Genomic DNA, 22748 nt, shown 5'->3' with positions numbered 1-22748 from the left:
CGATCGCCAGACTGCGATCACTCATTCGCGGGTGCTGCTTTTATACCAGCGCCCCTACCCCCACGCAAGGTGGAAAGCCAGCAACGACGCGGGTTTCAGGCATTTCGACAGCGCGCGTCAATGCTTGACGCGCGCGTTTCCACTCGGTTTGGCCTTGCTGCGCACCGTGACGCGCTGCGCACTCTTGCGCGCCTTCTTCGGTGCCAGCGGACGCTCCAGCGCCAGGTCGAGCACTTCCTCGATGTACTTCACCGGCACGATCTGCAGGTCGCGGGTGACGTTGGCCGGGATGTCGGCCAGGTCCTTGCGGTTCTCCTCGGGGATGATGACCGTGCGGATACCGCCACGCAGTGCCGCCAGCAGCTTTTCCTTCAGGCCACCGATGGCGGTGACGCGACCGCGCAGGGTGATCTCACCGGTCATCGCCACGTCGGCACGCACCGGCACCTTGCTCAGCATCGACACCAGCGAGGTGACCATCGCCGCGCCGGCACTGGGGCCGTCCTTCGGCGTGGCGCCATCGGGCACGTGCACGTGCACGTCGTGCTTCTGCAGGAAGTCCGCATCGATGCCGAAACCGACGGCGCGCGAACGCACCACCGACAGCGCCGCCGATGCCGATTCCTTCATCACGTTGCCGAGCTGGCCGGTCAGGATCAGCTGGCCCTTGCCCGGCACCAGGGTCGATTCGATCTGCAGCAGGTCGCCGCCCACTTCGGTCCAGGCCAGGCCGGTGACCAGGCCGATTTCGTTGGCTTCCTCGGCGCGGCCGAAGTCGAAGCGACGCACGCCCAGGTACTTGTCCAGGTTCTTGCTGGTGACGCTGACCAGGGCCTTGGACTTCTTCGCGCCCTTCTTCGCCTTCACCGGCTGCGGGCCGGCCAGCGCGATTTCCTTCACCACCTTGCGGCAGATCTTGGCGATCTCGCGTTCCAGGTTGCGCACGCCGGATTCGCGCGTGTAGTAACGCACGATGTCCTGGATGGCATCGCTGCCGATTTCCAGTTCTTCCGGCTTCAGGCCATTGGCCTTGATCTGCTTCGGCGACAGGTAACGGGTGGCGATGTTGAGCTTCTCATCCTCGGTGTAGCCGGGGATGCGGATCACTTCCATGCGGTCCAGCAGCGGGCCCGGGATGTTGAGCGAGTTGGAGGTCGCCACGAACATCACTTCGGACAGGTCCAGGTCCACTTCCAGGTAGTGGTCGTTGAACGCGTTGTTCTGCTCCGGGTCGAGCACTTCCAGCAGCGCCGAGGACGGATCGCCACGGAAGTCCATCGACATCTTGTCGATCTCATCGAGCACGAACAGCGCGTTCTTGCTGCCGACCTTGTTGAGGTTCTGCACGATGCGGCCCGGCATCGAACCGACGTAGGTACGGCGGTGGCCACGGATCTCGGCCTCGTCGCGCACGCCGCCCAGCGACATGCGCACGAACTTGCGGTTGGTGGCCTTGGCGATGGACTGACCCAGCGAGGTCTTGCCCACGCCCGGCGGACCGACCAGGCACAGGATCGGGCCCTTCATCTGCTTCACGCGCGACTGCACCGCCAGGTATTCCAGGATGCGGTCCTTGACCTTGTCCAGGCCGTAGTGGTCGGCGTCCAGGGTGTCCTGCGCGGCCTTCAGGTCCTTGCGCACCTTGGTGCGCTTCTTCCACGGCACGCCCAGCAGCCACTCCAGGTAGTTGCGCACGACTGCGGCTTCGGCCGACATCGGCGACATCTGCTTGAGCTTGTTCAGCTCGTTGCGCGCCTTGGTTTCCACCGGCTTGGGCATGCCGGCTTCGGCGATCTTGCGGGCCAGTTCTTCCAGCTCGCCCGGCGCGTCGTCGAGGTCACCCAGTTCTTTCTGGATGGCCTTCATCTGTTCGTTGAGGTAGTACTCGCGCTGGCTCTTTTCCATCTGCGACTTCACGCGGCCGCGGATGCGCTTTTCCATCTGCTGCACGTCGATCTCGCCGTCGACCAGGCCGACCAGCATCTCCAGGCGCTCGCCCACGGCCAGCGTTTCCAGCAGGCGCTGCTTGTCGGCCAGGCGAACGCTGATGTGCGCGGCGATGGTGTCGGCCAGGCGCGCCGGCTCGTCGATGCCGGCCAGGGTCTGCAGCAGCTCCGGCGGCAGCTTGCGGTTGGTCTTGACGTACTGCTCGAACAGCGACATCAGCGAGCGGGCGATGGCCTCGATCTCGCGCGGTTCGCGCGGATCGGCCGCGTCGATTTCCACGGCCTGGCCGTGCAGCGAGCCATCACGCTCGTCGACGTGGGTGACCTGCACGCGCGACAGGCCTTCGACCAGCACCTTGATGGTGCCATCGGGCAGCTTCAGCAGCTGCAGCACCTGCGCCAGCGTACCGACCTGGTAGAGGTCGGCCGCATGCGGGTCGTCGGTCTCGGCCGACTTCTGCGCCAGCAGCAGGATGCGCTTGTCTGCCTCCATTGCCTGTTCGAGCGCGTGCATGGACTTGTCACGGCCGACGAACAGCGGGATGACCATGTGCGGGAACACCACTACGTCGCGCAGCGGCAGGACCGGCAGGTCGAGGGTTTCACTTGGGGAACGGGCCATGGGGGCTCCAGGGAAGGGGAAAACCGTCTCCGGGAGGGCATCTTCCGGAGACAAAAAAAGCCGATGGCCCCGTTATGGGGCCATCGGCTTTCAGATGCAAGGCGTTCGTTGAAAATCCTTTCAAATCAAAAACTTGAAAGGATCACTCGGCGCCTGCGGCCTTCTGTTCAGGGGCCGCCGGGGTCTGGTAGATCAGGTACGGCTCGGACTTGTGCTCGATCACCGATTCATCCACGACCACCTTGCTGACGTTTTCCTGCGAGGGAAGGTCGTACATGGTGTCCAGCAGGACCGATTCGACGATGGTGCGCAGGCCACGCGCGCCGGTCTTGCGCTTGAGCGCCTTCCTGGCGATGGCCGACAGCGCATCCGGACGGAACTCGAGCTCGACGTTCTCCATCTCGAACAGCTTCTTGAACTGCTTGGTGATGGCGTTCTTCGGCTCGGTCAGGATCTTGATCAGGGCCGGCTCGTCCAGCTCCTCCAGGGTCGCCACCACCGGCAGGCGGCCGACGAACTCGGGGATCAGGCCGAACTTGATCAGGTCTTCCGGCTCGACTTCAGCCAGCACCTTGCCCACTTCCACCTTGCGCTCGGCACTCTTCACCTTGGCGCCGAAGCCGATGCCGCCGGCGTCGTTGGAGCGCTGCTGGATCACCTTGTCCAGGCCGGCAAACGCGCCGCCACAGATGAACAGGATGTTCTTGGTGTCCACCTGCAGGAATTCCTGCTGCGGGTGCTTGCGGCCGCCCTGCGGCGGAACGCTGGCCACGGTGCCTTCGATCAGCTTCAGCAGGGCCTGCTGGACGCCTTCGCCGGACACATCGCGGGTGATCGACGGGTTCTCGCTCTTGCGCGAGATCTTGTCGATTTCATCGATGTAGACGATGCCCTGCTGTGCCTTCTCGACGTCGTAGTCGCACTTCTGCAGCAGCTTCTGGATGATGTTCTCCACGTCCTCGCCCACGTAACCGGCTTCGGTCAGCGTGGTGGCGTCGGCCATGGTGAACGGCACGTTGAGCAGGCGGGCCAGGGTTTCGGCCAGCAGCGTCTTGCCCGAACCGGTCGGGCCGACCAGCAGGATGTTCGACTTGGCCAGTTCGACCTCATCGTTCTTCTGCCGGCTCTCGATGCGCTTGTAGTGGTTGTAGACGGCCACGGCCAGGGTGCGCTTGGCCCGGTTCTGGCCAATCACGTACTGGTCGAGCACCTCGAGGATCTCGCGCGGCTTGGGCAGCGAACTGCGCGCCGACTGCGCCTTTTCCTCGAGTTCTTCACGGATGATGTCGTTGCACAGCTCCACGCATTCATCGCAGATGAACACGCTCGGACCCGCAATAAGCTTGCGCACTTCATGCTGGCTCTTTCCGCAGAAAGAGCAGTAGAGGATCTTGCCGGTGTCCGTGGAACGACCTTGGCGGTCTTCGCTCATGCTTCGCTTACCCAGTTACCCCACCCGCTGAACGGGGGTTCGATTCGAGAATAGCACAGGGCCGGAGGGACGACAGTCCCGGTCCGACCCTGCAGGAACGGGGCCTCCCTGGCCCCGTGCAGGCCGATCAACCGGCCTGGATCGACTCTTCCGGACGACGCTCCAGCACCTGGTCGACCAGGCCGTAGGCCACCGAGTCGACTGCGCTCTTGAAGTTGTCGCGCTCGGTGTCGCGGGCGATCGTTTCCAGCGACTGGCCGGTGTGCTTGGCCAGCACTTCGTTCAGGCGCGAACGCAGGGTCAGGATTTCACGGGCATGGATGTCGATGTCCGTGGCCTGGCCCTGGAAGCCGCCCAGCGGCTGGTGGATCATCACGCGCGAGTTCGGCAGCGCATAACGCTTGCCGGCAGCGCCCGAGGCCAGCAGCAGGGCGCCCATCGAGGCGGCCTGGCCGACGCAGATGGTGCTCACGTCCGGCTTGATGTACTGCATGGTGTCGTAGATCGCCATGCCGGCGGTGACCACGCCACCCGGCGAGTTGATGTAGATGCTGATGTCCTTTTCCGGGTTTTCCGCTTCCAGGAACAGCAGCTGCGCCACCACCACGTTGGCCATGTGATCGTCGATCGGGCCCACGAGGAAGATCAGGCGCTCCTTCAACAGGCGCGAATAGATGTCGTAGGCACGCTCGCCGCGGCTGGTCTGCTCGACCACCATGGGAACCATGTTCAGGGCTTTGGTCCGGTTGTCCATTTCGTGAGGTACCTGTCTTGGGGGGAAACACCCCCGCGCCGGTGCAGGCGCGGGGTATGGGGAGATCCGCCCCGTGTTACTGGCGGATCGCGTCCTGGAACGACAGCTTTTCTTCGGTGTGCTGGGCGCGCTCGGCGATCCAGTCGATCACCTGCTCTTCCATCACACGGTTCTGCAGACCAGACATCAGCTGGGGGTCGTTGCGGTACATCTCAATGACCTGTTCCGGCTCTTCGTAGGTCGAAGCGATCAGACGCATCGTTTCATTCAGGCGCTTGGGTTCCAGGCGCAGGTCGTTGGTGCGGGCCACTTCGCCCACCACCAGGCCGACCAGCACGCGCTTGGCGGCGGCGTCCTTGAAGCCTTCGTGGGCATCGGCCGGGATTTCACCGACGTTCTGGCCGTTGCGGCGGGCCTGCTCGACCTGCTGGCCCAGCATGGCGCGGGCTTCGTTCTCGACCAGGCGCGGCGGCATTTCCACCGACGAATAGGCGGCGATCAGCTGCTCGCCCACTTCGCGGCGCAGGCGGTTCATCAGGGCGCCCTTCAGCTCGCGCTCCAGGTTGGCGCGGATGTCGCTGCGGAACTGCTCGACGTCGCCGCCCTTCACGCCGAAGCTCTTGATGAAGGCTTCATCGACGGCCGGCACGACCGGCTCGGACAGCTCGACGACCTTGACGGTGACCTGCACGGTCTTGCCCGCCAGCACCGGCACGCGCCAGTCAGCCGGGAACTCGACGTCCAGGGTCTTCTCTTCGCCCTTGGCCAGGCCGACCAGGCCCTTTTCGATGGTTTCGAACATCATGCCCTGGCCGAGCACGATCGAACCCTTCTCGGTGCCTTCGGCCGGCAGGCGCTCTTCGCCGGCCTGCGACCAGGTTTCCAGCGCGACCAGGTCGCCGTCCTGCGCGCCACGGGTGACCGGGGCCCAGGTACGACGCTGGTTCTGCAGGTTCTCGATCATCTGGTCGATGTCGGCGTCGGTGATTTCAGCGGTGTGGCGCACCACGGTCAGCTTGCTGACGTCGATGTCGCCGAAGTCCGGCACCACTTCCACGGTGGCGACGAAGGAGAATTCACCCTCTTCACCCTTGTCGATGCGCGGGCTGCCGACGATGCGCAGGTCGTGCTCACGCACGGCGGCATCGAAGGTTTCGCGCAGCAGGCCGTCCAGCGCCTCGCCACGGACCTGCGCGCCGAAGCGCTGCTCGATCACCTTGGCCGGCACCTTGCCCGGGCGGAAGCCCTTGATGCGGGTGGTACGGGCGATTTCGCCCAGGCGGCCGTTGATGTGGCTCTGCAGACGGTCTTCCGGCAGCGAGAAGCTCAGGCGGCGTTCCAGGTTGCCGATGGTTTCGATCGAAGCTTGCATGTTGACTCCTGCCACCGGCGGCCCACGCCCCCGGCTCGATGATTGGGATGAAACGGTTGTAAGGACACGACGTCTGGGACGCGCCTGCTTGCCGCAGCCCTTTAGTTTCGCCCAATTCGGCCTGCACTGCCAGCGCGTGGCGGTCAAGGGTCCGTCGGCGGCCCGATCAGGGCGGAGACAGGCCGGCACTGGTGCGAAAGGGGGGACTCGAACCCCCACGCCTTGCGACACTGGAACCTAAATCCAGGGCGTCTACCAATTCCGCCACTTTCGCGTGGCCGGCACAGAGGTTCATTGTCGCAGGCGGGGCTGGAAAGCGAAAGGCATGACAAAGCTGAATGCGAATTCCCACGCATTTCGCGCAGACTCGCCGGATTGCCCCGGCTGGACGTCCCGATGGAGCACATCAGCACTGCCCCGCCCTCCCCGCGCACCTGGAACGCCGGGTGGAAGGCCGCCGCCTGGATTTTGGGCCTGGCCGTGGCCGGCCACTTCCTGTGGGTTACCGCACAGCGCTATGTGCAGGTGACGCCGGAGGCCTACGGCATGTTCTGGGACCGGCGCAGCTGGCTGTGGCTGCACGTCGCCGGTGGCAGCCTGGCCATGCTGGCCGGGGCCAGCCAGTTCGTGGCGGCGTTGCGCCGGCGCTGGCCCGCCCTGCACCGCTGGCTGGGACGCACCTACCTGCTGGGCATCCTGATTGGCAGCACCGCCGTGGTCGGGCTGCTGGTCACCACCCAGGGCTGGCTGGCACTGAAACTCGCGTTTGCCGCCACCGGTCTTGCCTGGCTGATCACCTCTTTGCGCGGCTACCGCACGATCCGCCGTGGCGACATCGACGCGCACCGGCGCTGGATGCTGCGCAGCTACCTGGTGACGCTGTCACCCGCCGTGTTTCGCCTGTTCCTGCTGGTACCGGCACTGATGCAGCTGGCGTCGCCGCTGGTGATGGTGCCCAGCCTGCTGGTGCTGAGCTGGGCGCTGCCACTGCTGGCCTACGAAAGCGGACGACGCCTGCGCAGCCTACACACGTCACCCGCAAAGGCCCGGATGGCCTGAACCACACCGGGCCCGGCAGGCTCAGTGCGCGGGTTCGGCCGGTTGCGCCGGCTCGGCCGCCGCTGGCGGATCGGATGCATCGACCTTGCGCAGCTGCACCGACGACCCATCGGCCGCGCGGGTGATCTCGACCGCCTCGGTCGTCCCACCGTTCTCCGAAGGCGTCGCCGGCTGCGCCGCCATGCTCGCCGTATCGGCATCACGCGGCACGGTCTGCGCGTGGTCGTCTGTGGTCGATGGCGACTCACCGGCCTTGCAGCCCACCAATGCGAGCAGCAGCACGCCGGACACGATCAGCCCTGCATTCCTCTTCATTGCAATCATCAAGACTCACTCCACATGCATGCGCTTCTGGCGCGGAACACCCATTGGGAGTGATGCGAAGCGCGGCCGGTGAGATGCAGCGCACAGCATTGAAAACACTGATGACGCATGTAACCCAGTTTTAAGCGTCGCTTCAGTAGATCCACGCCATGCGTGGATATGACGCGCCGATTGATCAGTAGATCCACGCCATGCGTGGATGCGTCCCGATCACGCAAACCGCCCGATCGCAGGCAAGAAAAAAGCCACATGGCGATGGTAGATCCACGCCATGCGTGGATGCGCAGCTGCGGCGGATCGCTGGACCGTAGGCAAGAAAAAAGCCACTTGGCGGACCAAGTGGCTTTCGTCTGGTGGGCTGTCAAGGATTCGAACCTTGGACCTATTGATTAAGAGTCAACTGCTCTACCAACTGAGCTAACAGCCCGAAATCGGGGCGCGAATTATGACCCCATCCGCCTGGGGGATGCAAGCACTTCGTTCAACTATCGTCGACGTCCGCGCTGCTCCGGGTACCGCACTAGCTGAAGAAAAAAGCCACCTAGCATACCAGGTGGCTTCCGTCTTGGTGGGCTGTCAAGGATTCGAACCTTGGACCTATTGATTAAGAGTCAACTGCTCTACCAACTGAGCTAACAGCCCGTGAAACTCAGACGCACATTGTAGCGTGCATTCTGTTTATTGCAATACCGTGTCGGCGTTGCCGATGCGGTTGAAACAGTGGGGTGGCTGAGGGGATTCGAACCCCCGACCACCGGAATCACAATCCGGTACTCTAACCAACTGAGCTACAGCCACCACTGAAACGTTTGCTTCATCGCCGATGTTGCCGGCGCTGGAGCCTGATGCGTTGCCTTGAGTGGGCGGAAGCAGAAGTTCCGTCCCCCGAAGCGAGTCCGGCATTTTCCGGGAGTCGCGCGGGAATTGCAAGCACTTCTTCACATTGATGTGCAGGGGCCTGCCAGGATCCGACAGCACCCACCACTCAGGGATCGCTGGCCGAGATGACCCGGGTGGTTTCGCCTGCTTCATCCAGGAACGCCAGCGTCGCCTCGCCCTTCGGCGTGACCTGCAACTGCAGGCGCGGATTGCCCTTGGCGTCCAGCAACTGCAGCATCGCGTTGCGCGCATCGGACCGGCCGAGGAACACGCGACGGGTGATCGCCTCTTCGCCCGCCTTTGCCAGCCGCTCGTCATCGGCCGAGAAGATCGGCCGCTTCAGGCCATCGGCCACGTCATTGAACATCAAGCCTGCGATATTCCCATCGGGGCCATCCAGACCCAGCAACTGCAGCTGCTGGTCCTGCTGGTACCGATCAAAGGTGAGGCTCATCCCGCTGTCCGGGCGCCCATCCTTGCCCAGCGCGCCATTGAAGATCAGGCCACCGTTCTCGGTGCCCTCGTCATTCAGGAACAGCATGCCGGCCATGGGTCGCTTGTGTGCGGTGATCTCCTCGCCCTTCATGAAGCCACCCGGGAAACGCGTGCGGTTGGACACAACCAAGCGCAGGGTGCCGTCGGGCTCGCGGATGTTGATGCGCTGCGCGTCGATGACATCGAACGATGCATCGCGATGGGCACTGGCGCCCATCAGCAGACCGGCCAGTGCCAGGAGGGTGACACCGCCGCAGTACAGCGAAAGCCGCCGCTGGCTGGCGCGCAGGCGCTGCACTTCCGCAACGAGGTCCCTGTCCTGGACTGCCTGCTCCGTCATGCGTCTCACTCCTTTGATGGGGCAGGAAAAGCGGACAACGCGCTGCCCCGGACGACCTTGTCCGAGCAATGACTGTAATGGGTGGAGACGAAGAGGCCATGCGCCGGAAGTCAGGGAGCTTTCCCTGCGATGGCGCGCCCGACAGGAATCGAACCTGTAACCGCCGGCTTAGAAGTCTGCCTGACTCTGGACGCGAATCAAAGACTTGCATTGAATTGATTTCTGGAACCCGCTGGCCAGAGCCCTTGCGGCGCAATGGGGGCATGCCGAGTTTTCTGGAAGCAAAGCCGTCAGACGCGGGGGTGTTGCCGCCCGCTCGCGCTCAGCCGCCCCTTCCACGGATCCTTCGCCCTGGGCTTGGTCTCCGCCGGCGGCCGGATCGGCTCCAGCGCCGCCATCACCCGGGCCGACGCAGCCGCAGCCGCCTCGTCCAGTCGCTGGGCCTGCTGCAGCTGCTCGCGTGTCGGGGGAAGGCCAGGCAGCGGTGGTGCCGGCGCGTGCGGCGTGCTGTCGGTCAGGCGGGCCACTGCCTCGCGCAGCGGCAGGTCCGGATAGAGCCTGGCCGCGCACCACCGCTCGGCGAAGCGCTTCCCTTGGCGCAGGCTGACCACCCTCACACTCTTGGTCTGCCACATCTTCAGCGCATTGAGCGTCATGCGCAGGCCGCCCGCAGGGTCAGGGGTGAGGCTGGCCACCTCCCGGCCGTTCCACCAAAGCGCCCAGCGCTCGCTCATCTGCACCCACCCGGACGGGATGGGGGCAGTGCGGAACCCTTGGTAGCCGATGGAAGGGAGCATGCCGAGCAGCTTACGCCTGGTCGTCGCATAGCCTGCGATTCGGCCAACTCGCAGCTTTAAACGGTCACATATTGATTCGTGTCACAGCCCACGCGGCGGTGGGAATTCACCTACAGCCCCTTGAGCAATTTTCCGATTGCTCCCATGGAGGCCTGCTGCGACGGTGCATGAGCAGTGCAGCACTACCCTAATCATGGAGGAATGGAAGTGAATTCAGTGCAGAACGATTACAGAACTGCCCGCTCTACCCCGCGCCGCCTCATGCTGACCGTGTCACTCGCTCTGTTATCGGTTGGCTTCGCCCAGAGCGCCTCGGCAGGTCAGTGGGTGCCAACGGGGCGCGTGCTGTGGGTCGACTCCGAAACCATCCAGCCTTACCCGGTTGCCTACACCAACTTCTGCCAAGGGGGAGTGGATGGCCCCAGCGGCGTCTACACGTATGGCGACTGGGGTCCGGAAGGCTTTGAGTCGTGCCCAACCGACGCCTACACCGGCTTTCAAGAAATGAAGGGCTATGGCGGCACCTGCAGGACCGACCCCCAAGGCGTTGGTGGCGGCTACTCCTGCGAAGAGAAACACTACACCTTCGGCGGTCAAACCTACGTAGGCCCTATGCCGACGACCTGCAGCTCGCCCGGCATTTATGGCGTAAGCCACCTCTACCGCAGGGAACTTGTCTACTTCGGCACCGGCGACATGCCCAATGACTTCTACGACAGGTTCTACGACAGCTCCGAAGAGTACGTCTGCCAGTAGCTGTAGCCCCGTACACCGTCCCCGCGAAAGCGGGGACACTGCTTTAGATCTTCCCCAAGTCCCTCACGACAGCTTCTCCCTGCCGAAGAATGGCAGCAACTAGTCTTCCTCCAGCAACCGGCCTGCCGCTTTGCTTGTTCAACCAAGCTGCCTGAATCCGGCCAGCAGCCAATACCTCCTCCGGCGCGAAACTGTCTCTCCTGCCCCGCAGCGGCTCTCCGGGGGAAGCCAGTCCGCCGGTCAGCGGCTGTACCCTGGTCGGCTCTGCGCTGCCGCTTTTCGCATAGGCCGTGGCCACCAATCGGCCGGCTTGGGGTGACCAACCGCCAAGCAGGAGCTCAGTCCCTATCATCTCCCGAGCAATCCCTGCCTCCAGCGCGGCCTTCTCGTACGCTGGCCACAACCGGTCAATCACCAGCCCAAGCTCCCTGCCAAGCTGCTCCATGGTGAAGTCCGCGCGGAAGCTTGCCTGCAGGGCCAGCTCGTAGATCCGTAGGAAGAACTGGGCGCTGCCGCGGCTGGCCAGCACCAGGTTGTGCTGAGGGATCAGAAGCAGCTTCGCGCCGGCCGACTTGGCACCCGTCCGCGAGTCCTCAGCCAAGGTGTCTACAGCAACCAATAGTTGATCTGGCGACAGCAGAACGTTGAGGATGCTCATTGTCCGGGGCCATGTGGAATGCCCTGACTATTACCCTCATTTAGCGAGCTGTCTACGAGCGCCCATGCCTACCACTTCCGAGCTTTTGCACCGCCTCGAGAACTGCACGACAGAACTTGAGGCCCATCGGGGCTATCTCAAAGCGATGGAGTACTGCATCCGCGCGATCATCATCAGCCACCCCGATCCGGCGTCATTGACGAAGGTATGGGAAGGTATGGTTCCAGGAATCTTCGACAATCACCTCGACGATTCCGCCCTATCCGCCGCAGCAATGCGCCAAGGGCTGGCCCTGCTCACGGAGCAGATCGAAGCGGCATCGCATCCTGAGCGGTAACCGGCATGCCTGCACGAACCTGGACCAGATGGAGCAAACGGTCCATCGCTGTAGCATTCATCGCCTCAGCATCGCCGCGCCGGTTAAAGCGCGTCCAGTCTGCATGGGCAACGCTGGCCAAATCCTGGCGCTCTACAGGCAGCCAGCGCATCGGCCAGAAAGGCAGACGACGTTGCCCAACGCGGCCACGCTGAAGCTCGACAACCCCGGTGTGGCTCTCCGAGCCCAACACCCGCGAGTAAGCGACGGCCAAGCCGTCTTCAGGACCCTCCAGATACTGAAGAAATCGGGTCCCATCGAACAGCAGCACCCCGGTGACACCGGCGTCCCTGTTGAAGCGCGCTGCGTCCTGCACCAGTTCCTCGAGCTTCTGGCTAGGCACGCCCGAGCCGCTATTAGCCACGCCTGGAACGGCCTCGCTTACATACACCACAGCCCTGATAGGCATAGAAAAACCTCCCGGTCAGCCCCCCCCGGCCGTGAGGCTAGCACCGAGCTGAACAGGTGGCGTCATGGAGTCGTGAAACAGAGGATTGCATCCCAAATATTTCAGGCGCGGCCTCACAGGTCCGCTGCGCTGGGCGTTCTATGGTTCGCCCATGTGCGGAAGATTCGTCCAGCTCCCCGTCGTCGACTTTGGCCTGCCCGGCCTGGCGGACCTTGCCCCGGGCCTGGCTGAGATCCAGCCGAGCTTCAACCTGGCCCCTACCCAGCGGGCGTCGGTCATCCTCGACCGCGGCGAAGGCCGACAGGTCACCCGGCTGGCGTGGGGCCTGCTGCCCTTCTGGGCCAAGGCCAAGGGCCTGCAGGGCTCGACCATCAATGCCCGCATCGAGACGGTGGCCACCAAGCCGGCATTCCGCACGGCCTTCAAGAAGCGCCGCTGCGTCATCCCCATGGCCGGGTACTACGAATGGTCGGTGAGCCCAGAGGACGGGAAAAAGGATCCGTGGTTCATCCACGCCGCCGGCCCGCTGCTGGCGGCCGGCCTGTGGGAAGACACCAGCCCGCTGCTGCCCGATGGCAACCTCGGCACCTTCACGATCATCACCGGCGACAGCAGCGGTGTGTCGGCTGATATCCACGACCGCATGCCGGTCTGGTTGCAGGCCGGCCAGATCGATGACTGGATGGCAGCCGGCGCCGACGATGCAATGGCAATGCTCCTGGCCAGCGAGCCGCCGGCCATGGAGGCCTACCGCGTCAGCCGCGCGGTGAACACCCCGCGAAACAACATCGAGGCGCTGCTGCAGGCTGTGGCTTAGACCTGCGGCTGGGCGACGATCTCCTCCGCCCCCAGGTCGTACTCGGCCGCGGTCACGTACGGGGCCGCGGCCTGCGGTGACACGAAGAAGTTGAACATGGCACCAGAGCCATCGGTGGCGCGGAAGATCAGCTGCACCTTCCCCGGGTTGTCTGCGTTCTCGATCTTCTGGTACAGCTGTGCACGTGCAAGCATGGTCAATCTCCTGTAGAAAAAGCGGGGCAAGAGCCAGCCCCGCATGGCTTACTGCTCGATAGACACAATCGACAGGCTCTGCGTGATCGTCTGGCTGTCGAAGCCGCCCGACTGGTGGGTTACGGTCTGTTCGGTGAAGGCTACGATCTCGGCACGGTAGCTACGCCGTGTCGTGCCGTTGGCGTTGTCGTTCAAGGTCAGCGACGCCGTCCAAACCGAGTCGGCAGAGTCGGGGCCATCTGCCTGATTGAAGATGTTCACGCTGCCGGCGATCGGGATTTGCTGCCACAGCGTTTCGGCCTGGCCATCCAGCTGTCGATACAGGTTGATGGTGCCGCCATTGGTGCCCGCACCTGCGACGAAGCCCTGCGCGTTCTGTGCGTTCTTGATCCGGCGATGCCGACGATTGAACCCCACCACCACCTGCTTGTTCCGGCCGTTGGTGTCGAACGGGCCGACCAACACGCTGTTCCCCGTGGTGATGGTCTGCGTGCTCTGTGCAGCATTGCGCAGGATACCGGCAGCGATAGAACCGCCCCAATACGCGTTGCCGTCTCGGTCCATCCACATAGTGGCGTTGGCTTTGTTCGCGTTGCCGGCACCGACGTTGGGACCAAAGTAGTCCACCAACCCATCAGCACCGAAATTGTTGCCGATGATCCGCTGCGAGTTGCCGGACCAGACGCGGAGATAGCCGTTCGTCAGCTCAAAGCCATCAGCCCCACCAGGCGACAGGATGTTGACCGCGTTGGCCAGGATGTTGAGCGCCGAGGTCTGGCCTGTGACGCCCAGCTGCAGGCCAGCACTGATACCGTTGGCCTGCACTGCCAAGTTCCACTGCGCAGATGCCTGGTCACCGGCTTCATACGGCGGCGGCTGTGTTGCACCCTCAGCCACTACTGAAAGCATCGGATAGAACATCCAGAAGTACGGGTCATTCTCCCCCGTGTTCTTCAGGTTGACAGCAACACGCATGGACACCGCGCCTGCGGGGGGCTTGGCAATAACGAACGGACGCGGGTACGCCCGCAAATCCTCGCGACCGATTGCCGAAACCCCAGAGAACGCCGAATAGGGCGAACCAGCAATGATTTGCCCGGCACTGTTGTAGAAGTCGATTCCGATACGCGCTTGCGTTCTATGCGTGTTGAAGTACGCAGACAAGCAGTAGGTTTTTCCCTGCTCCACTGGCATGCGTTGTTCTGTCACGTAGTAGAAGTCAGGATTGGTTCCTGTCGCGCCTGGGCGCATGCTGCCAATCGCGCTAGGCATGCCATACGGGATGAAATCGGCATTGCCGGTAGGGTTGCCCAGTTCCTGATAGCCGATGCTAGACGCCCAACCCCAGCCAGTGCGCTGCCAGTTGGGAAAGGTGCTGTTTGCGATCAGGTTACCGCCGCCCCCCTGGTTGTTCACCTGCACGCGCATTTCCTGCACGACAGATGCATCAGCCTTACCCGCGACTGATGCCTGCACGCCGCTGATCAAACTGGCCTGAGCATTGATCTGCTCACCCTGCTGAGTGACGGTGGCGGTCAAGGAGTTGACGCCACTTGCCGCCGCGTTAGCAGTCAGAGCAGCGTTGTATCCCTCAGTCGCGTCCTGCAACACGATGTCATCGAACTCAATGTTCGCGCCATTGTTGGCTGTGCTGGAGACTGCAACCTGTAGGACTGCCTGATTCTTGCCCTCGGGAACGGTCAAGTAACCCGAGATCCTGACGTAAGAGCCGAACGGAATGTTCGCAGCACTGATCGTGGCGAAGTTGGGATAGCTCAACCCGGTGTTGTTCAAGCTCTGCGCCATACGCAGCTGCGCGCTGCCTGCCGTGTCGTTCACGCCAGATCGAGTAACCCATGCCTCGGCGTAGTACACCCGACCAGGCGTAATGTCGAATGTCTGCAGCGGCGCGGACCGCGTCCCACCACCATCCAACTTCATGCGGAGAGAGCGTGATCCTGTCCGGCCATTGGCGACAACGACCGCATAGTTGCCGACCGAAAAGCCTTCCGCCTTCGCTTCAAAGCTGCCGTCAAGGAACATGTTGTTCCCAGCCCGATTGGCTTGCTCCAGGTTCGCAGCGACGGTCGTGACTGCTTGTCCCTGTGCGCTAACTACTCCCTGCAGGTTTGCGACGGTTCCAGTCAGCGTTGCAGTTGCGGATGCGTTGGAAGCCCCTTGCGCTTGAATTTCATCAATAGACGGCTTGTAGCCACTGGCAACACTACCCGCCTCCAACTGGACGTTGTCCCATTCGACCCACTGGTCCGGAGCGTTCGTGCCATACGCGCGGATGTATACACGGGCGCTCACGGCCGCCGCCGGGGCATTTGCGGTCGTGAACGTACGACGCATCCACCCGCCAGCGGTAATGGTCTGATTCCCTGGCGTTCCGGTATACGAAATGACAGCGCCACTGCTGTCGCGCCAAGCCACCTGAAGGAACCAGCGCGTACCAACCGTGCCGCGCAAGTACGCCGACAAGGTCACTGGCTGACCAGGAATAATCTTCGATGGCAGGATCGTCTGGTTGGTCTGGAACTCCCAGTAGCCAGTGGTCGGTACGTTGGCCATGTCCCAGCGAGCCGCCTTTGAACTGCTGGGAAGCGCCGAATCCACGTAAGTACGTGTCACCACCCCGCTGCCGAGCCCAGCGCTTGAGCCTGCCCACCCCGCAGCGCCGCCACCTCCGCTCTCAAAACCGCTGTTACCCAGCAAGTTGTCTCCGCCGACACTGGCCAGAGACGCCGACACGTTGGTGATCGCATGGCCCATGCTGGCAATGTCGTTGCCTTGCAGCGTGACCTGGGACTGCAGCAACTGCAGCGCCGAGTTGCTCGCCTTTCCCTCAACGTCCGTGCGCAGCGCACTGATCAGATTGGCCTGGGCGCTGATCTGACCACCTTGGATCTGAACGGTGTTGCTCAGGGCCTGCAGCCCATCCGCATTGGCAAGTACGTCCGTCACCTCCTCAACCATCACGTCGTCAACGCGCAGCACACCTGCGGTGTGGTCGCAGACGATGTTCAGCCGAAGTGCCGAGATGGTAGTGGCGGTTACCACCGACTCAACCCTTGTCCAGTCGGTGCGCCCCGCGGCAAACGCTAGGCCCGCGACCAGACCACCGTCCTGGTTTCCAATTCGCACCTTGCCGTTTCCGGAGCTGCCGTTGTAGTCGGCGTCTGTCTGGTAGTAGGCGCTCACGCGGTACTTCTTGCCGGTGAACACCGGCATGTTGGCACCACTATTTGCATTGATAGTGCGGGTGCCCGACGCGCCAAGCACCCGCAGGCACTTCCCGGTGCGACCCTCAGCCACCACGGCCACTGTAGGCGTATTGGGGAATGTCCAGCTGCCGTCGTGCTCGAAGCTGCCGTCGAGCACCAAATTGCTTCCCTGAGCAATCAGCCCTGGCAACTTCGCATTGACCGCCGTCACGGCCTGACTGAGGGCCGCAACGTCGCTCACCCTGGCCAGTGCCTCTTCGGTCACCGACGCCGCGGTGGCAAGGCCGCCGGCGCCGGCGGGCATGCGGGCCTCCATCAAGCTGATGCGCTGCACCTGCGCGCTGTCAGCGGCCACTCGCGCTTTCAACTCTTCATAGGCGAGGCCAGCCGTCAGCTGTAGCGGATCCGTGCCGGTGTAGTTGCCCCGCATCTGCACAGCCAGGGTGTTGCGCTGGCTCGCCTCCGCAGCGATCGCGTTGGTGCGAGCAACTGTCTCGGCCTGCACCAGCGCCACAGACGCGCCCGGCGTCGGGCGGCCGACCGCCACCCAGTCCACCAGGTAGTAATTCGCCACCGCCTGCGCCACACCAGCTGCAGGCGGATCCGGTCGACGGCGCCCGGCCACCAGGCAATGTCCTGCACGTCCACCGTGGCCACGCCGTTGGCGTCCCACGCCGGTTCAGCGATGGCCACGCGCTTCTGCGTGTTCCAGTTCTGGTCGGTCGGCGTGATCCACTGCAGGAAGCCGGCCCACGTCGGCGAGCCAACGCGCCTCACGCGCAGCTTCACGAAGCGATAGGCGCTGCCGTCCACCGCCAGCGCCGCCGGCGACTGCACCCACGGGGTCGCCGCGGCGTTGGCCGGCCGCAGCCAGCCGTCCACCAGCGTGGGCGTGCCGTTGCCGGTCCAGCCCTCCACCGTCTGGTCGAAGTACCAGATGGCGCGGCTGTCGAACTGCGTGCCGCTGCCGGCCGCCACCTCGGCCACCTGGCGCGCGAGGGATTCGACCGCGCTCTGCCGGGTCTGCTGCTCCAGGCTGATGGCGGCCTCGCGTGCCAGCTTCTCGTTGAGCACCGCGTCTGCCCGGGCACGCGCCTCGTCGGCGATGCCCTGCATGGCCTCGGCGTACTGCTGCTGGCGCAGCGTCGCCTCGGCCAGCAGATCCTGCGCAGCCTGCGCCATGGCCGCCGCGCGGGCGGCAGCTTCGGCGGCGTCGGCACGCATGCGTGCCAGAGTCTCGGCTGCCAGCTGCTCCTGCTGCTCCACCAGGTCGGCGGTGGTGGTCGGCGGCGTGGCCTCCACCGTGCTGCCGCCGCCGGGCTTGCCGCGCACGGTCGGGGTGATCCGGAACCACCACTTCTGGCCGCTGCCGTCGCTGTAGAGGTAGCGGGTTTCGGCGGTCCGGTGGATCTCGGTCCACGGACCTCGCTCGGAAGGCCCGCGCTCGATCACGTAGACCACCCCCTCCTGGTCCACTGCCGCCCACTCAAGCAGCACGCCATCGGCCACCGGGGTCGGGGTAACCCCGTCCACCGGCGGCACGGCGGCTGCCTTGTACGGCATCGGAAACCAGTTGGCGTAGCGCGGCGCGGCCGGCGATGGAGACGGCAAAGCGCTCCCGCCGATATCCACCAGCGTGAGTTTCCGTTGCAGCATGAGTTACCTCACATGGCGTTGAGCGATTGACGCAATGCAGAGCTGGCCGACGAGCGGACGCCCTGCGTGGTGGTGGAAAGCAGGTCTTGGAGCAGGCCCTTCACGTCGACCAGCAGAGCGTTGCTCTGCTGCACCGCAGTCGTGGTCGCGGCCTGGCCGTCGTTGTTCACGACCAGGTCGAACACGGCGCGGCTGAAGTTGTCCGGCAGGGCCTCGATTGCATCGGCCAGGGCGCCCATGCTGGTGCCGTCCTCCATATCGAGGTCGCCCACCTTCATGCCACCGATCAGGCCGGTGACCTGGTCGTAGAGGCCGTTGTAGTCATTGCCGCTGGCGTAGAGGTTCCGACCAAAGCCCAGGGCGGCCTGAGCGGCCGCCTGCGCCGCGCTGGTGTCGCCGCCGGACACGGCGCGCTCCAGCTCCTTCATCGCCTCGCTGAGCTTCTCCTGATCCGTCAGGGGCGATAGGTCGCTGATCGACAGGCCGTACTGCATGGCCTTCTTGTCCTTGTCGATCTGCGCCTGCAGCTTGCCCATGTTCGTGGCGCGCAACGCCTCGATCTTGGCCAGGTCCTCCGCGCGTGCGCCGGACAAGCCCAGCGCCTTGGCGTAGTCGTTGGCCGACTTCACCTGCTGGCGATAGGTCCGCTCGATGCTGAGCGCCTGCTGCTGATAGCTCGACAGATCGCCGGTCAGGAGCTGGGTCGACACGTCGGCCATCAGCGTGGCGTAGTTGCCCAGCAGCCCGGTCACCTTCTGCACCTGGGTGGCCAGGTCCGTGCCGGCCACGCCGGCCAGATCCTGGAAGTAGTCAACGGCCTTGTTGACCTTCTCGATCTCCAGCGTGTTCAACGCGCGCCCGAGCTCGTCCGCATTGCCCACGGCCAGCTCGATGGAAGCGCCCAACGCCGTGAACACATCGGACGCTTCAAAGTAGCCGTCCAGCTGCCCGCCGAAGCCCGCCGCCTTCACCGCCTCGGTGAACAGGCGATCAGTCATGTCGGCCAGATAGGCCTCCAGCTGCGCCTTCGCCTCGGCCGAGTCCGCGGACAGCTGCAGCTTGCCCAGCGACACCTTGACGCCGGCCAGCTGCCCGGACAGGTCCACGCCGAGCTGCTTGGCCAGGTCCGTGGCTGCGCCGCGCACCTGTCGCGCCGCCATGTCGAACGTGCGATCAATGCCAGGATCAAGGGCCGCGTACTGCGTCCACTTCTTGTCGCTGCGGAACAGTCCGCCCTTGGCCTTGATATCGGCGTAGGACTGGCCGCTGAAACCACCGAACCCGTAATCGCCCGTAATGCCCTGGCCGGTCACCTTGGGCGCGCTGCGGCCGAACAGCTTCGCGTGGATGCTCGACCCCGACAGGATCGACGCCACCTTGTCGTTGAACCCGAGGCCGCGGAACCCCTTGTCGGCCAGCCCCACAGCAGCGGCCGTGGCAATCTTGCCCGCCCAGCTTTCGCCATTGGCAATGTCCCAGCCCTGGTCGAACAGTTCGGCGTTCTTCATCATGCCCGCGACGATCCAGCCGATGATCGGGACCGCCGCAGCCGCAGACGATGCGGCACCGGCGCCGGCGGCAGCCGTACCACCGGCCGCCGATGCGCCACCGCCGGCGAACGCGGCGATGTTGTTGCCGAAGCCCATCAGGCTGCCGGCGCTGACACCGCTGCTCGCGGCGCCAGTCACTGCACCGAACAGGCCCTGCCCCTGCGAAAGCAGCCCCGCCACATTGCTCAGGTTCTGGCCACCTGCTGCAGATCCATTGCCGCCGAACAGGCCCATGATGCTCTGCAGGCTCAATCCGCCGTCCTGCCCGTTGATCCCGTTCATGATCTGCGTCTGGATCGGGATCACCAGCTTCTGGCGGAGAAGCTCGCGAGCAATGTCACGCAGGCCCTGCTTCGCTACATCCTTCAGGTCGTCCCACAGACCGTTGAAGTCCCGCAGCCCACTGGCCACGAAGTCGGCCATTGCGTCGGCAGCGCCATCCACGCCATCGAGAACGACGTTTGCCCACGCCTCAGCGTTGGCTGCAGCCTCCTCCACCTGGATCGAAAGCGCAGCGGATGCATCGGCGGCGGCCAGCAGCGACCGCTCATAGGCCTCGTAGCTGTCCACACCCTTGGCCAAAGCCAGGGCTTCCTTGCTCCCTGCTGCCTCCACGGCCCGCTGCAGCTCCTGCCGCATATCGCGCTCGTTCATCATCTGCCGGCGCGACAATTCCCGAGCCCTGCCCACCTTGCCCAACATGGCAACTTCGGCGTCCATCGTCGCAAGCAACGATTCCGGACTGGACAACGCCTTCTGGATCTCAGCGCTGGACTGCTGCAGCGCCTTCTGCGATTCCAGCACGAGCACGTTGTACGCCGATCGCTCGATGCGGCCCTCCTTGAGGGCCTCCTTCAGTTGGTCCTCAAGCTGTTTCTGGCGCTCGGTAGCCTCAGCCAGCGGGCCAGCCATGGTCGCGGCGGCCATTGCCGCTTGCTCGCCATAGCGCTTGACCGCCTCGGCATCGGCCTTGCGATCCTTCGCGCCGGCGCGTTCTGCAGCGGATGCGGCCTTGCGGGACTCGGTGAACTTCTCTTGGGCGGACGCCAGCTCTGACTGCAAGCGGATGTACTTGGCGCCCTGCTCTATGTACTGCTTGACCTTGGGGTCGTCACGCTTGGAAAAGTCGACGCCACTAGCCTGGGCTTCCTTGAACCAGTCGCCCACATCCAGCTTTGCAACCTCGGCCGCACTCTTACCCACCCGGGCCAGTTGCCCAGGAAGAGACTGCATCGCTGAGGAAATCCGCTTGCCGGCCGCGCCGGCCGATTCCCCCAGCACGTCGAACGACCCCGACAGCGCGTCGGTTGCTCCCTTTGCCTGAGTGCTGCTGCCTGTAAAAGCGTCCAGAATTGCGCGCTTGCGGTCGACTTCCCTTCCTGCTGTCGCTGCGGCGGCGGTCTCCTCGGTGAGAGCCTTCGCCACCGATGCGGCAGCAGGCGAACCGTCGAGCATTGCCTTCCAGGCTGCGTCGAGTCCGCTGGCGAAGTCATCTGCGCTGATTTTGCCGGTCTTGAACGCCGCGTCCAAGCGCTCCGTTTCTTTAATGAAAGCTGACGCCTGGCCCGCAGTGGAGAAGTTCGTAGCCGCCGCAACCATCTCGGTGATGGAACCGGTGATGGTGCGATAGTTTGCGTCGATCTCCTTCTGGAGCCGCAGAATCTCGCCCGCCTGCTGTTGCCGATTGAGCGCGCGGAACTTCTCAATAGCAATGTCTGCAGCGCCACCAAAATCGATAAGCGCGGCGGATGCTTTATTGGTGTTGTCGCGGAAGATCAGCCACCCAGCGGCGGCAGTAGCCAGCATCGTCACGATCCCGGCCGGCCCACCCAACAGAGCAAGAGTCGATGCTCCAGCGCGCGCCACCCAGCTGGCATTCGCAACCGTCGCCTGGCCCTGCGCCTGCGCAAGTAGGAGGACTGCCTGTCGGTGTTCCAACGTCGCAGCAGCGGCCTTGGAACTGACAGATACGCTGCCACCAATGGCCCCAGCTCGGCGCACTTCGGCCTGGGCATCCAACATCGCAGCGCGCGTGCGGAGTTCAAGCTGTTGAGCGGCCGCTACGTTCTGTGCTGCGGCTGCCCGGTCAGCGGCAACCCCAGCGCTTGCGGCAGCTACACGCGCGAGAAGACTCTTGAGCAGTGGTCCGGACGCAAATGCAGCGCTTGCCACAGCAACAGTTTGGAGATTGCTACCCACAAGACCGATTCCTGCGGCGAGCGATTGCGATGCTCCCGTGGCCTCATCGGCACGACCGACCATCTCCGAGAGGTTGGTGTTGAGTTGGGTCATCGACTGCCCGACTGTCGCAGTCATCTTGCCGAAATCGTCGTCCACCGCAGCGGCCTGCTGCTGCAGAGCCTTCACGACCTGATCGGCGCTCAACTGTCCCGCCTGACCCAGCTCACGCAGCTTACCAATCGGAACGTTCAGCCCCTTGGCAATAGCCTGAGCAAGCGCCGGCGCGCCATCCAATACGGAATTCAGCTCTTCGCCCCGCAACGTGCCTGAGGCAAACGCTTGCCCCAACTGGATCAGTGCACCTTCTGCTGCGGCGGCGCTGCTTCCACTGATCACCATGGTCTTACTGATCGTTTCGACCACACGCGCCAAGCCAGCTCCGGAAAGCCCCAGCGCCTCTTGATTCATCGCGATGCGCTGATAGAGCTCAGCGGTGGCACTCAGGGGCTGACGGGTCGCCTTGGCGATCTGCAGAACATCCTGCTGGGCGGCGACGAAGGCAGCTTGGTCCTTGGTTACGAGACGAAGACGGTTGTTGAGATTCGTCCATTCGTCTGCCTTTCCGATGACCGCCTTTGCGGCAGCCAGAGCCGAGGTCATACCCACAGCCTCGGACGCAACCCTGCGAAAGCCAGACGCAACCTGATCGGCGCCGCGCTGTGCCGCATCCGACATAGACGATTGGATCGTCGCCATGTCGCGCCTGACGATCCTAGCGGCCTTACCACTGTCGCGCTCGAAAGAGCCCGACTTAAGCAAGAGATCGACTGTGAGGGTATAGAGGCTCATGGCTTCCTCAAATGAAAAAGCCCGCACTAGGCGGGCTTTAGATAAACGCGGCGTG

The 22748-nt window shown here is 64.0% G+C and carries 16 protein-coding genes and 4 tRNA genes; 4 read left to right on the top strand and 16 right to left on the bottom strand.

The window, feature by feature from the left end; translation table 11 throughout:
* Positions 1–117 precede the first annotated feature (117 nt).
* The 5 genes from lon to C1925_RS05110 all read right to left on the bottom strand — a co-directional run bounded on the left by lon (position 118) and on the right by C1925_RS05110 (position 6400).
* Complete coding sequence (lon, locus tag C1925_RS05130) at positions 118–2568, bottom strand: endopeptidase La (protein WP_108767956.1); 2451 nt, start codon at positions 2566–2568, stop codon at positions 118–120.
* Positions 2569–2710: 142 nt separating this feature from the next.
* Complete coding sequence (gene clpX, locus C1925_RS05125) at positions 2711–4000, bottom strand: ATP-dependent Clp protease ATP-binding subunit ClpX (RefSeq protein ID WP_108758290.1); 1290 nt, start codon at positions 3998–4000, stop codon at positions 2711–2713.
* A 127-nt stretch (positions 4001–4127) separates the two neighbouring features.
* Positions 4128–4754 (bottom strand): ATP-dependent Clp endopeptidase proteolytic subunit ClpP, encoded by a 627-nt coding sequence (gene clpP, locus C1925_RS05120; protein WP_079220811.1) that lies wholly within the window; start codon positions 4752–4754, stop codon positions 4128–4130.
* A 76-nt stretch (positions 4755–4830) separates the two neighbouring features.
* A complete protein-coding gene (gene tig / locus C1925_RS05115) occupies positions 4831–6126 on the bottom strand; it encodes a trigger factor (RefSeq protein ID WP_108767955.1) in 1296 nt (431 codons plus the stop codon).
* Positions 6127–6315: 189 nt separating this feature from the next.
* A tRNA-Leu gene (locus tag C1925_RS05110) sits at positions 6316–6400 on the bottom strand.
* 122 nt (positions 6401–6522) lie between these two features.
* Between C1925_RS05110 and C1925_RS05105 the strand changes: the two genes are divergently transcribed.
* Positions 6523–7185, top strand: coding sequence for a DUF2306 domain-containing protein (locus C1925_RS05105; protein WP_108767954.1), 663 nt, complete (start codon positions 6523–6525; stop codon positions 7183–7185).
* A 21-nt stretch (positions 7186–7206) separates the two neighbouring features.
* Here C1925_RS05105 and C1925_RS05100 read toward each other — a convergent pair whose 3' ends face one another.
* From C1925_RS05100 to C1925_RS05075, 6 genes are all read right to left on the bottom strand, one after another.
* A complete protein-coding gene (locus C1925_RS05100) occupies positions 7207–7500 on the bottom strand; it encodes a hypothetical protein (RefSeq protein WP_108767953.1) in 294 nt (97 codons plus the stop codon).
* Positions 7501–7860: 360 nt separating this feature from the next.
* Positions 7861–7936 (bottom strand) — tRNA-Lys (locus tag C1925_RS05095).
* Between the two features lie 139 nt (positions 7937–8075).
* Positions 8076–8151 (bottom strand) — tRNA-Lys (locus tag C1925_RS05090).
* A gap of 79 nt (positions 8152–8230) precedes the next feature.
* Positions 8231–8307: transfer RNA gene (locus C1925_RS05085), tRNA-His, on the bottom strand.
* Positions 8308–8494: 187 nt separating this feature from the next.
* Entirely contained in the window at positions 8495–9223 is a 729-nt protein-coding gene (locus C1925_RS05080) for a hypothetical protein (protein ID WP_216821992.1), read from the bottom strand.
* 290 nt (positions 9224–9513) lie between these two features.
* Positions 9514–10020, bottom strand: a complete 507-nt coding sequence (locus tag C1925_RS05075; RefSeq protein ID WP_108767952.1) for a hypothetical protein — start codon at positions 10018–10020, stop codon at positions 9514–9516.
* A gap of 216 nt (positions 10021–10236) precedes the next feature.
* Here C1925_RS05075 and C1925_RS05070 point away from each other — a divergent pair, with 216 nt between their 5' ends.
* A complete protein-coding gene (locus tag C1925_RS05070) occupies positions 10237–10776 on the top strand; it encodes a hypothetical protein (protein ID WP_254051390.1) in 540 nt (179 codons plus the stop codon).
* A 43-nt stretch (positions 10777–10819) separates the two neighbouring features.
* Here the strand turns inward: C1925_RS05070 and C1925_RS05065 are convergent, their stop codons facing one another.
* Positions 10820–11434, bottom strand: a complete 615-nt coding sequence (locus C1925_RS05065) for a hypothetical protein (protein ID WP_108767950.1) — start codon at positions 11432–11434, stop codon at positions 10820–10822.
* A 64-nt stretch (positions 11435–11498) separates the two neighbouring features.
* On the opposite strand from C1925_RS05065, the gene C1925_RS05060 reads away from it, so the two are divergent.
* On the top strand, positions 11499–11771 hold the full coding sequence (locus tag C1925_RS05060; RefSeq protein WP_108767949.1) for a hypothetical protein: 273 nt from the start codon (positions 11499–11501) through the stop codon (positions 11769–11771).
* Here C1925_RS05060 and C1925_RS05055 read toward each other — a convergent pair.
* A complete protein-coding gene (locus tag C1925_RS05055) occupies positions 11731–12219 on the bottom strand; it encodes a BLUF domain-containing protein (protein ID WP_108767948.1) in 489 nt (162 codons plus the stop codon). The genes C1925_RS05060 and C1925_RS05055 overlap by 41 nt on opposite strands.
* 151 nt (positions 12220–12370) lie before the next feature.
* Here C1925_RS05055 and C1925_RS05050 point away from each other — a divergent pair, with 151 nt between their 5' ends.
* On the top strand, positions 12371–13036 hold the full coding sequence (locus C1925_RS05050) for an SOS response-associated peptidase (protein ID WP_108767947.1): 666 nt from the start codon (positions 12371–12373) through the stop codon (positions 13034–13036).
* On the opposite strand, the gene C1925_RS05045 is transcribed toward C1925_RS05050, so the two are convergent.
* The 3 genes from C1925_RS05045 to C1925_RS05030 all read right to left on the bottom strand — a co-directional run bounded on the left by C1925_RS05045 (position 13033) and on the right by C1925_RS05030 (position 22693).
* A complete protein-coding gene (locus tag C1925_RS05045) occupies positions 13033–13230 on the bottom strand; it encodes a hypothetical protein (protein ID WP_108767946.1) in 198 nt (65 codons plus the stop codon). The genes C1925_RS05050 and C1925_RS05045 overlap by 4 nt on opposite strands.
* A 48-nt stretch (positions 13231–13278) precedes the next feature.
* Positions 13279–17031, bottom strand: a complete 3753-nt coding sequence (locus tag C1925_RS05040) for a hypothetical protein (protein ID WP_159097486.1) — start codon at positions 17029–17031, stop codon at positions 13279–13281.
* Between the two features lie 1090 nt (positions 17032–18121).
* On the bottom strand, positions 18122–22693 hold the full coding sequence (locus tag C1925_RS05030; RefSeq protein ID WP_108767943.1) for a tape measure protein: 4572 nt from the start codon (positions 22691–22693) through the stop codon (positions 18122–18124).
* Between the last annotated feature and the right edge of the window lie 55 nt (positions 22694–22748).

Origin of the sequence: Stenotrophomonas sp. SAU14A_NAIMI4_5 (assembly GCF_003086795.1) — a bacterium.
Taxonomy (GTDB): Bacteria; Pseudomonadota; Gammaproteobacteria; order Xanthomonadales; family Xanthomonadaceae; genus Stenotrophomonas.
Note: the sequence above shows the minus strand (reverse complement) of the source record. Positions and strands in the feature narration are given on the sequence as shown.

Coding starts and splice junctions, on each gene's coding strand:
- lon (WP_108767956.1), bottom strand. CDS start 2,568: ATGGCCCGTTCCCCAAGTGAAACCCTCGACCTGCCGGTCCTGCCGCTG.
- clpX (WP_108758290.1), bottom strand. CDS start 4,000: ATGAGCGAAGACCGCCAAGGTCGTTCCACGGACACCGGCAAGATCCTC.
- clpP (WP_079220811.1), bottom strand. CDS start 4,754: ATGGACAACCGGACCAAAGCCCTGAACATGGTTCCCATGGTGGTCGAG.
- tig (WP_108767955.1), bottom strand. CDS start 6,126: ATGCAAGCTTCGATCGAAACCATCGGCAACCTGGAACGCCGCCTGAGC.
- C1925_RS05105 (WP_108767954.1), top strand. CDS start 6,523: ATGGAGCACATCAGCACTGCCCCGCCCTCCCCGCGCACCTGGAACGCC.
- C1925_RS05100 (WP_108767953.1), bottom strand. CDS start 7,500: ATGAAGAGGAATGCAGGGCTGATCGTGTCCGGCGTGCTGCTGCTCGCA.
- C1925_RS05080 (WP_216821992.1), bottom strand. CDS start 9,223: ATGACGGAGCAGGCAGTCCAGGACAGGGACCTCGTTGCGGAAGTGCAG.
- C1925_RS05075 (WP_108767952.1), bottom strand. CDS start 10,020: ATGCTCCCTTCCATCGGCTACCAAGGGTTCCGCACTGCCCCCATCCCG.
- C1925_RS05065 (WP_108767950.1), bottom strand. CDS start 11,434: ATGAGCATCCTCAACGTTCTGCTGTCGCCAGATCAACTATTGGTTGCT.
- C1925_RS05060 (WP_108767949.1), top strand. CDS start 11,499: ATGCCTACCACTTCCGAGCTTTTGCACCGCCTCGAGAACTGCACGACA.
- C1925_RS05055 (WP_108767948.1), bottom strand. CDS start 12,219: ATGCCTATCAGGGCTGTGGTGTATGTAAGCGAGGCCGTTCCAGGCGTG.
- C1925_RS05050 (WP_108767947.1), top strand. CDS start 12,371: ATGTGCGGAAGATTCGTCCAGCTCCCCGTCGTCGACTTTGGCCTGCCC.
- C1925_RS05045 (WP_108767946.1), bottom strand. CDS start 13,230: ATGCTTGCACGTGCACAGCTGTACCAGAAGATCGAGAACGCAGACAAC.
- C1925_RS05030 (WP_108767943.1), bottom strand. CDS start 22,693: ATGAGCCTCTATACCCTCACAGTCGATCTCTTGCTTAAGTCGGGCTCT.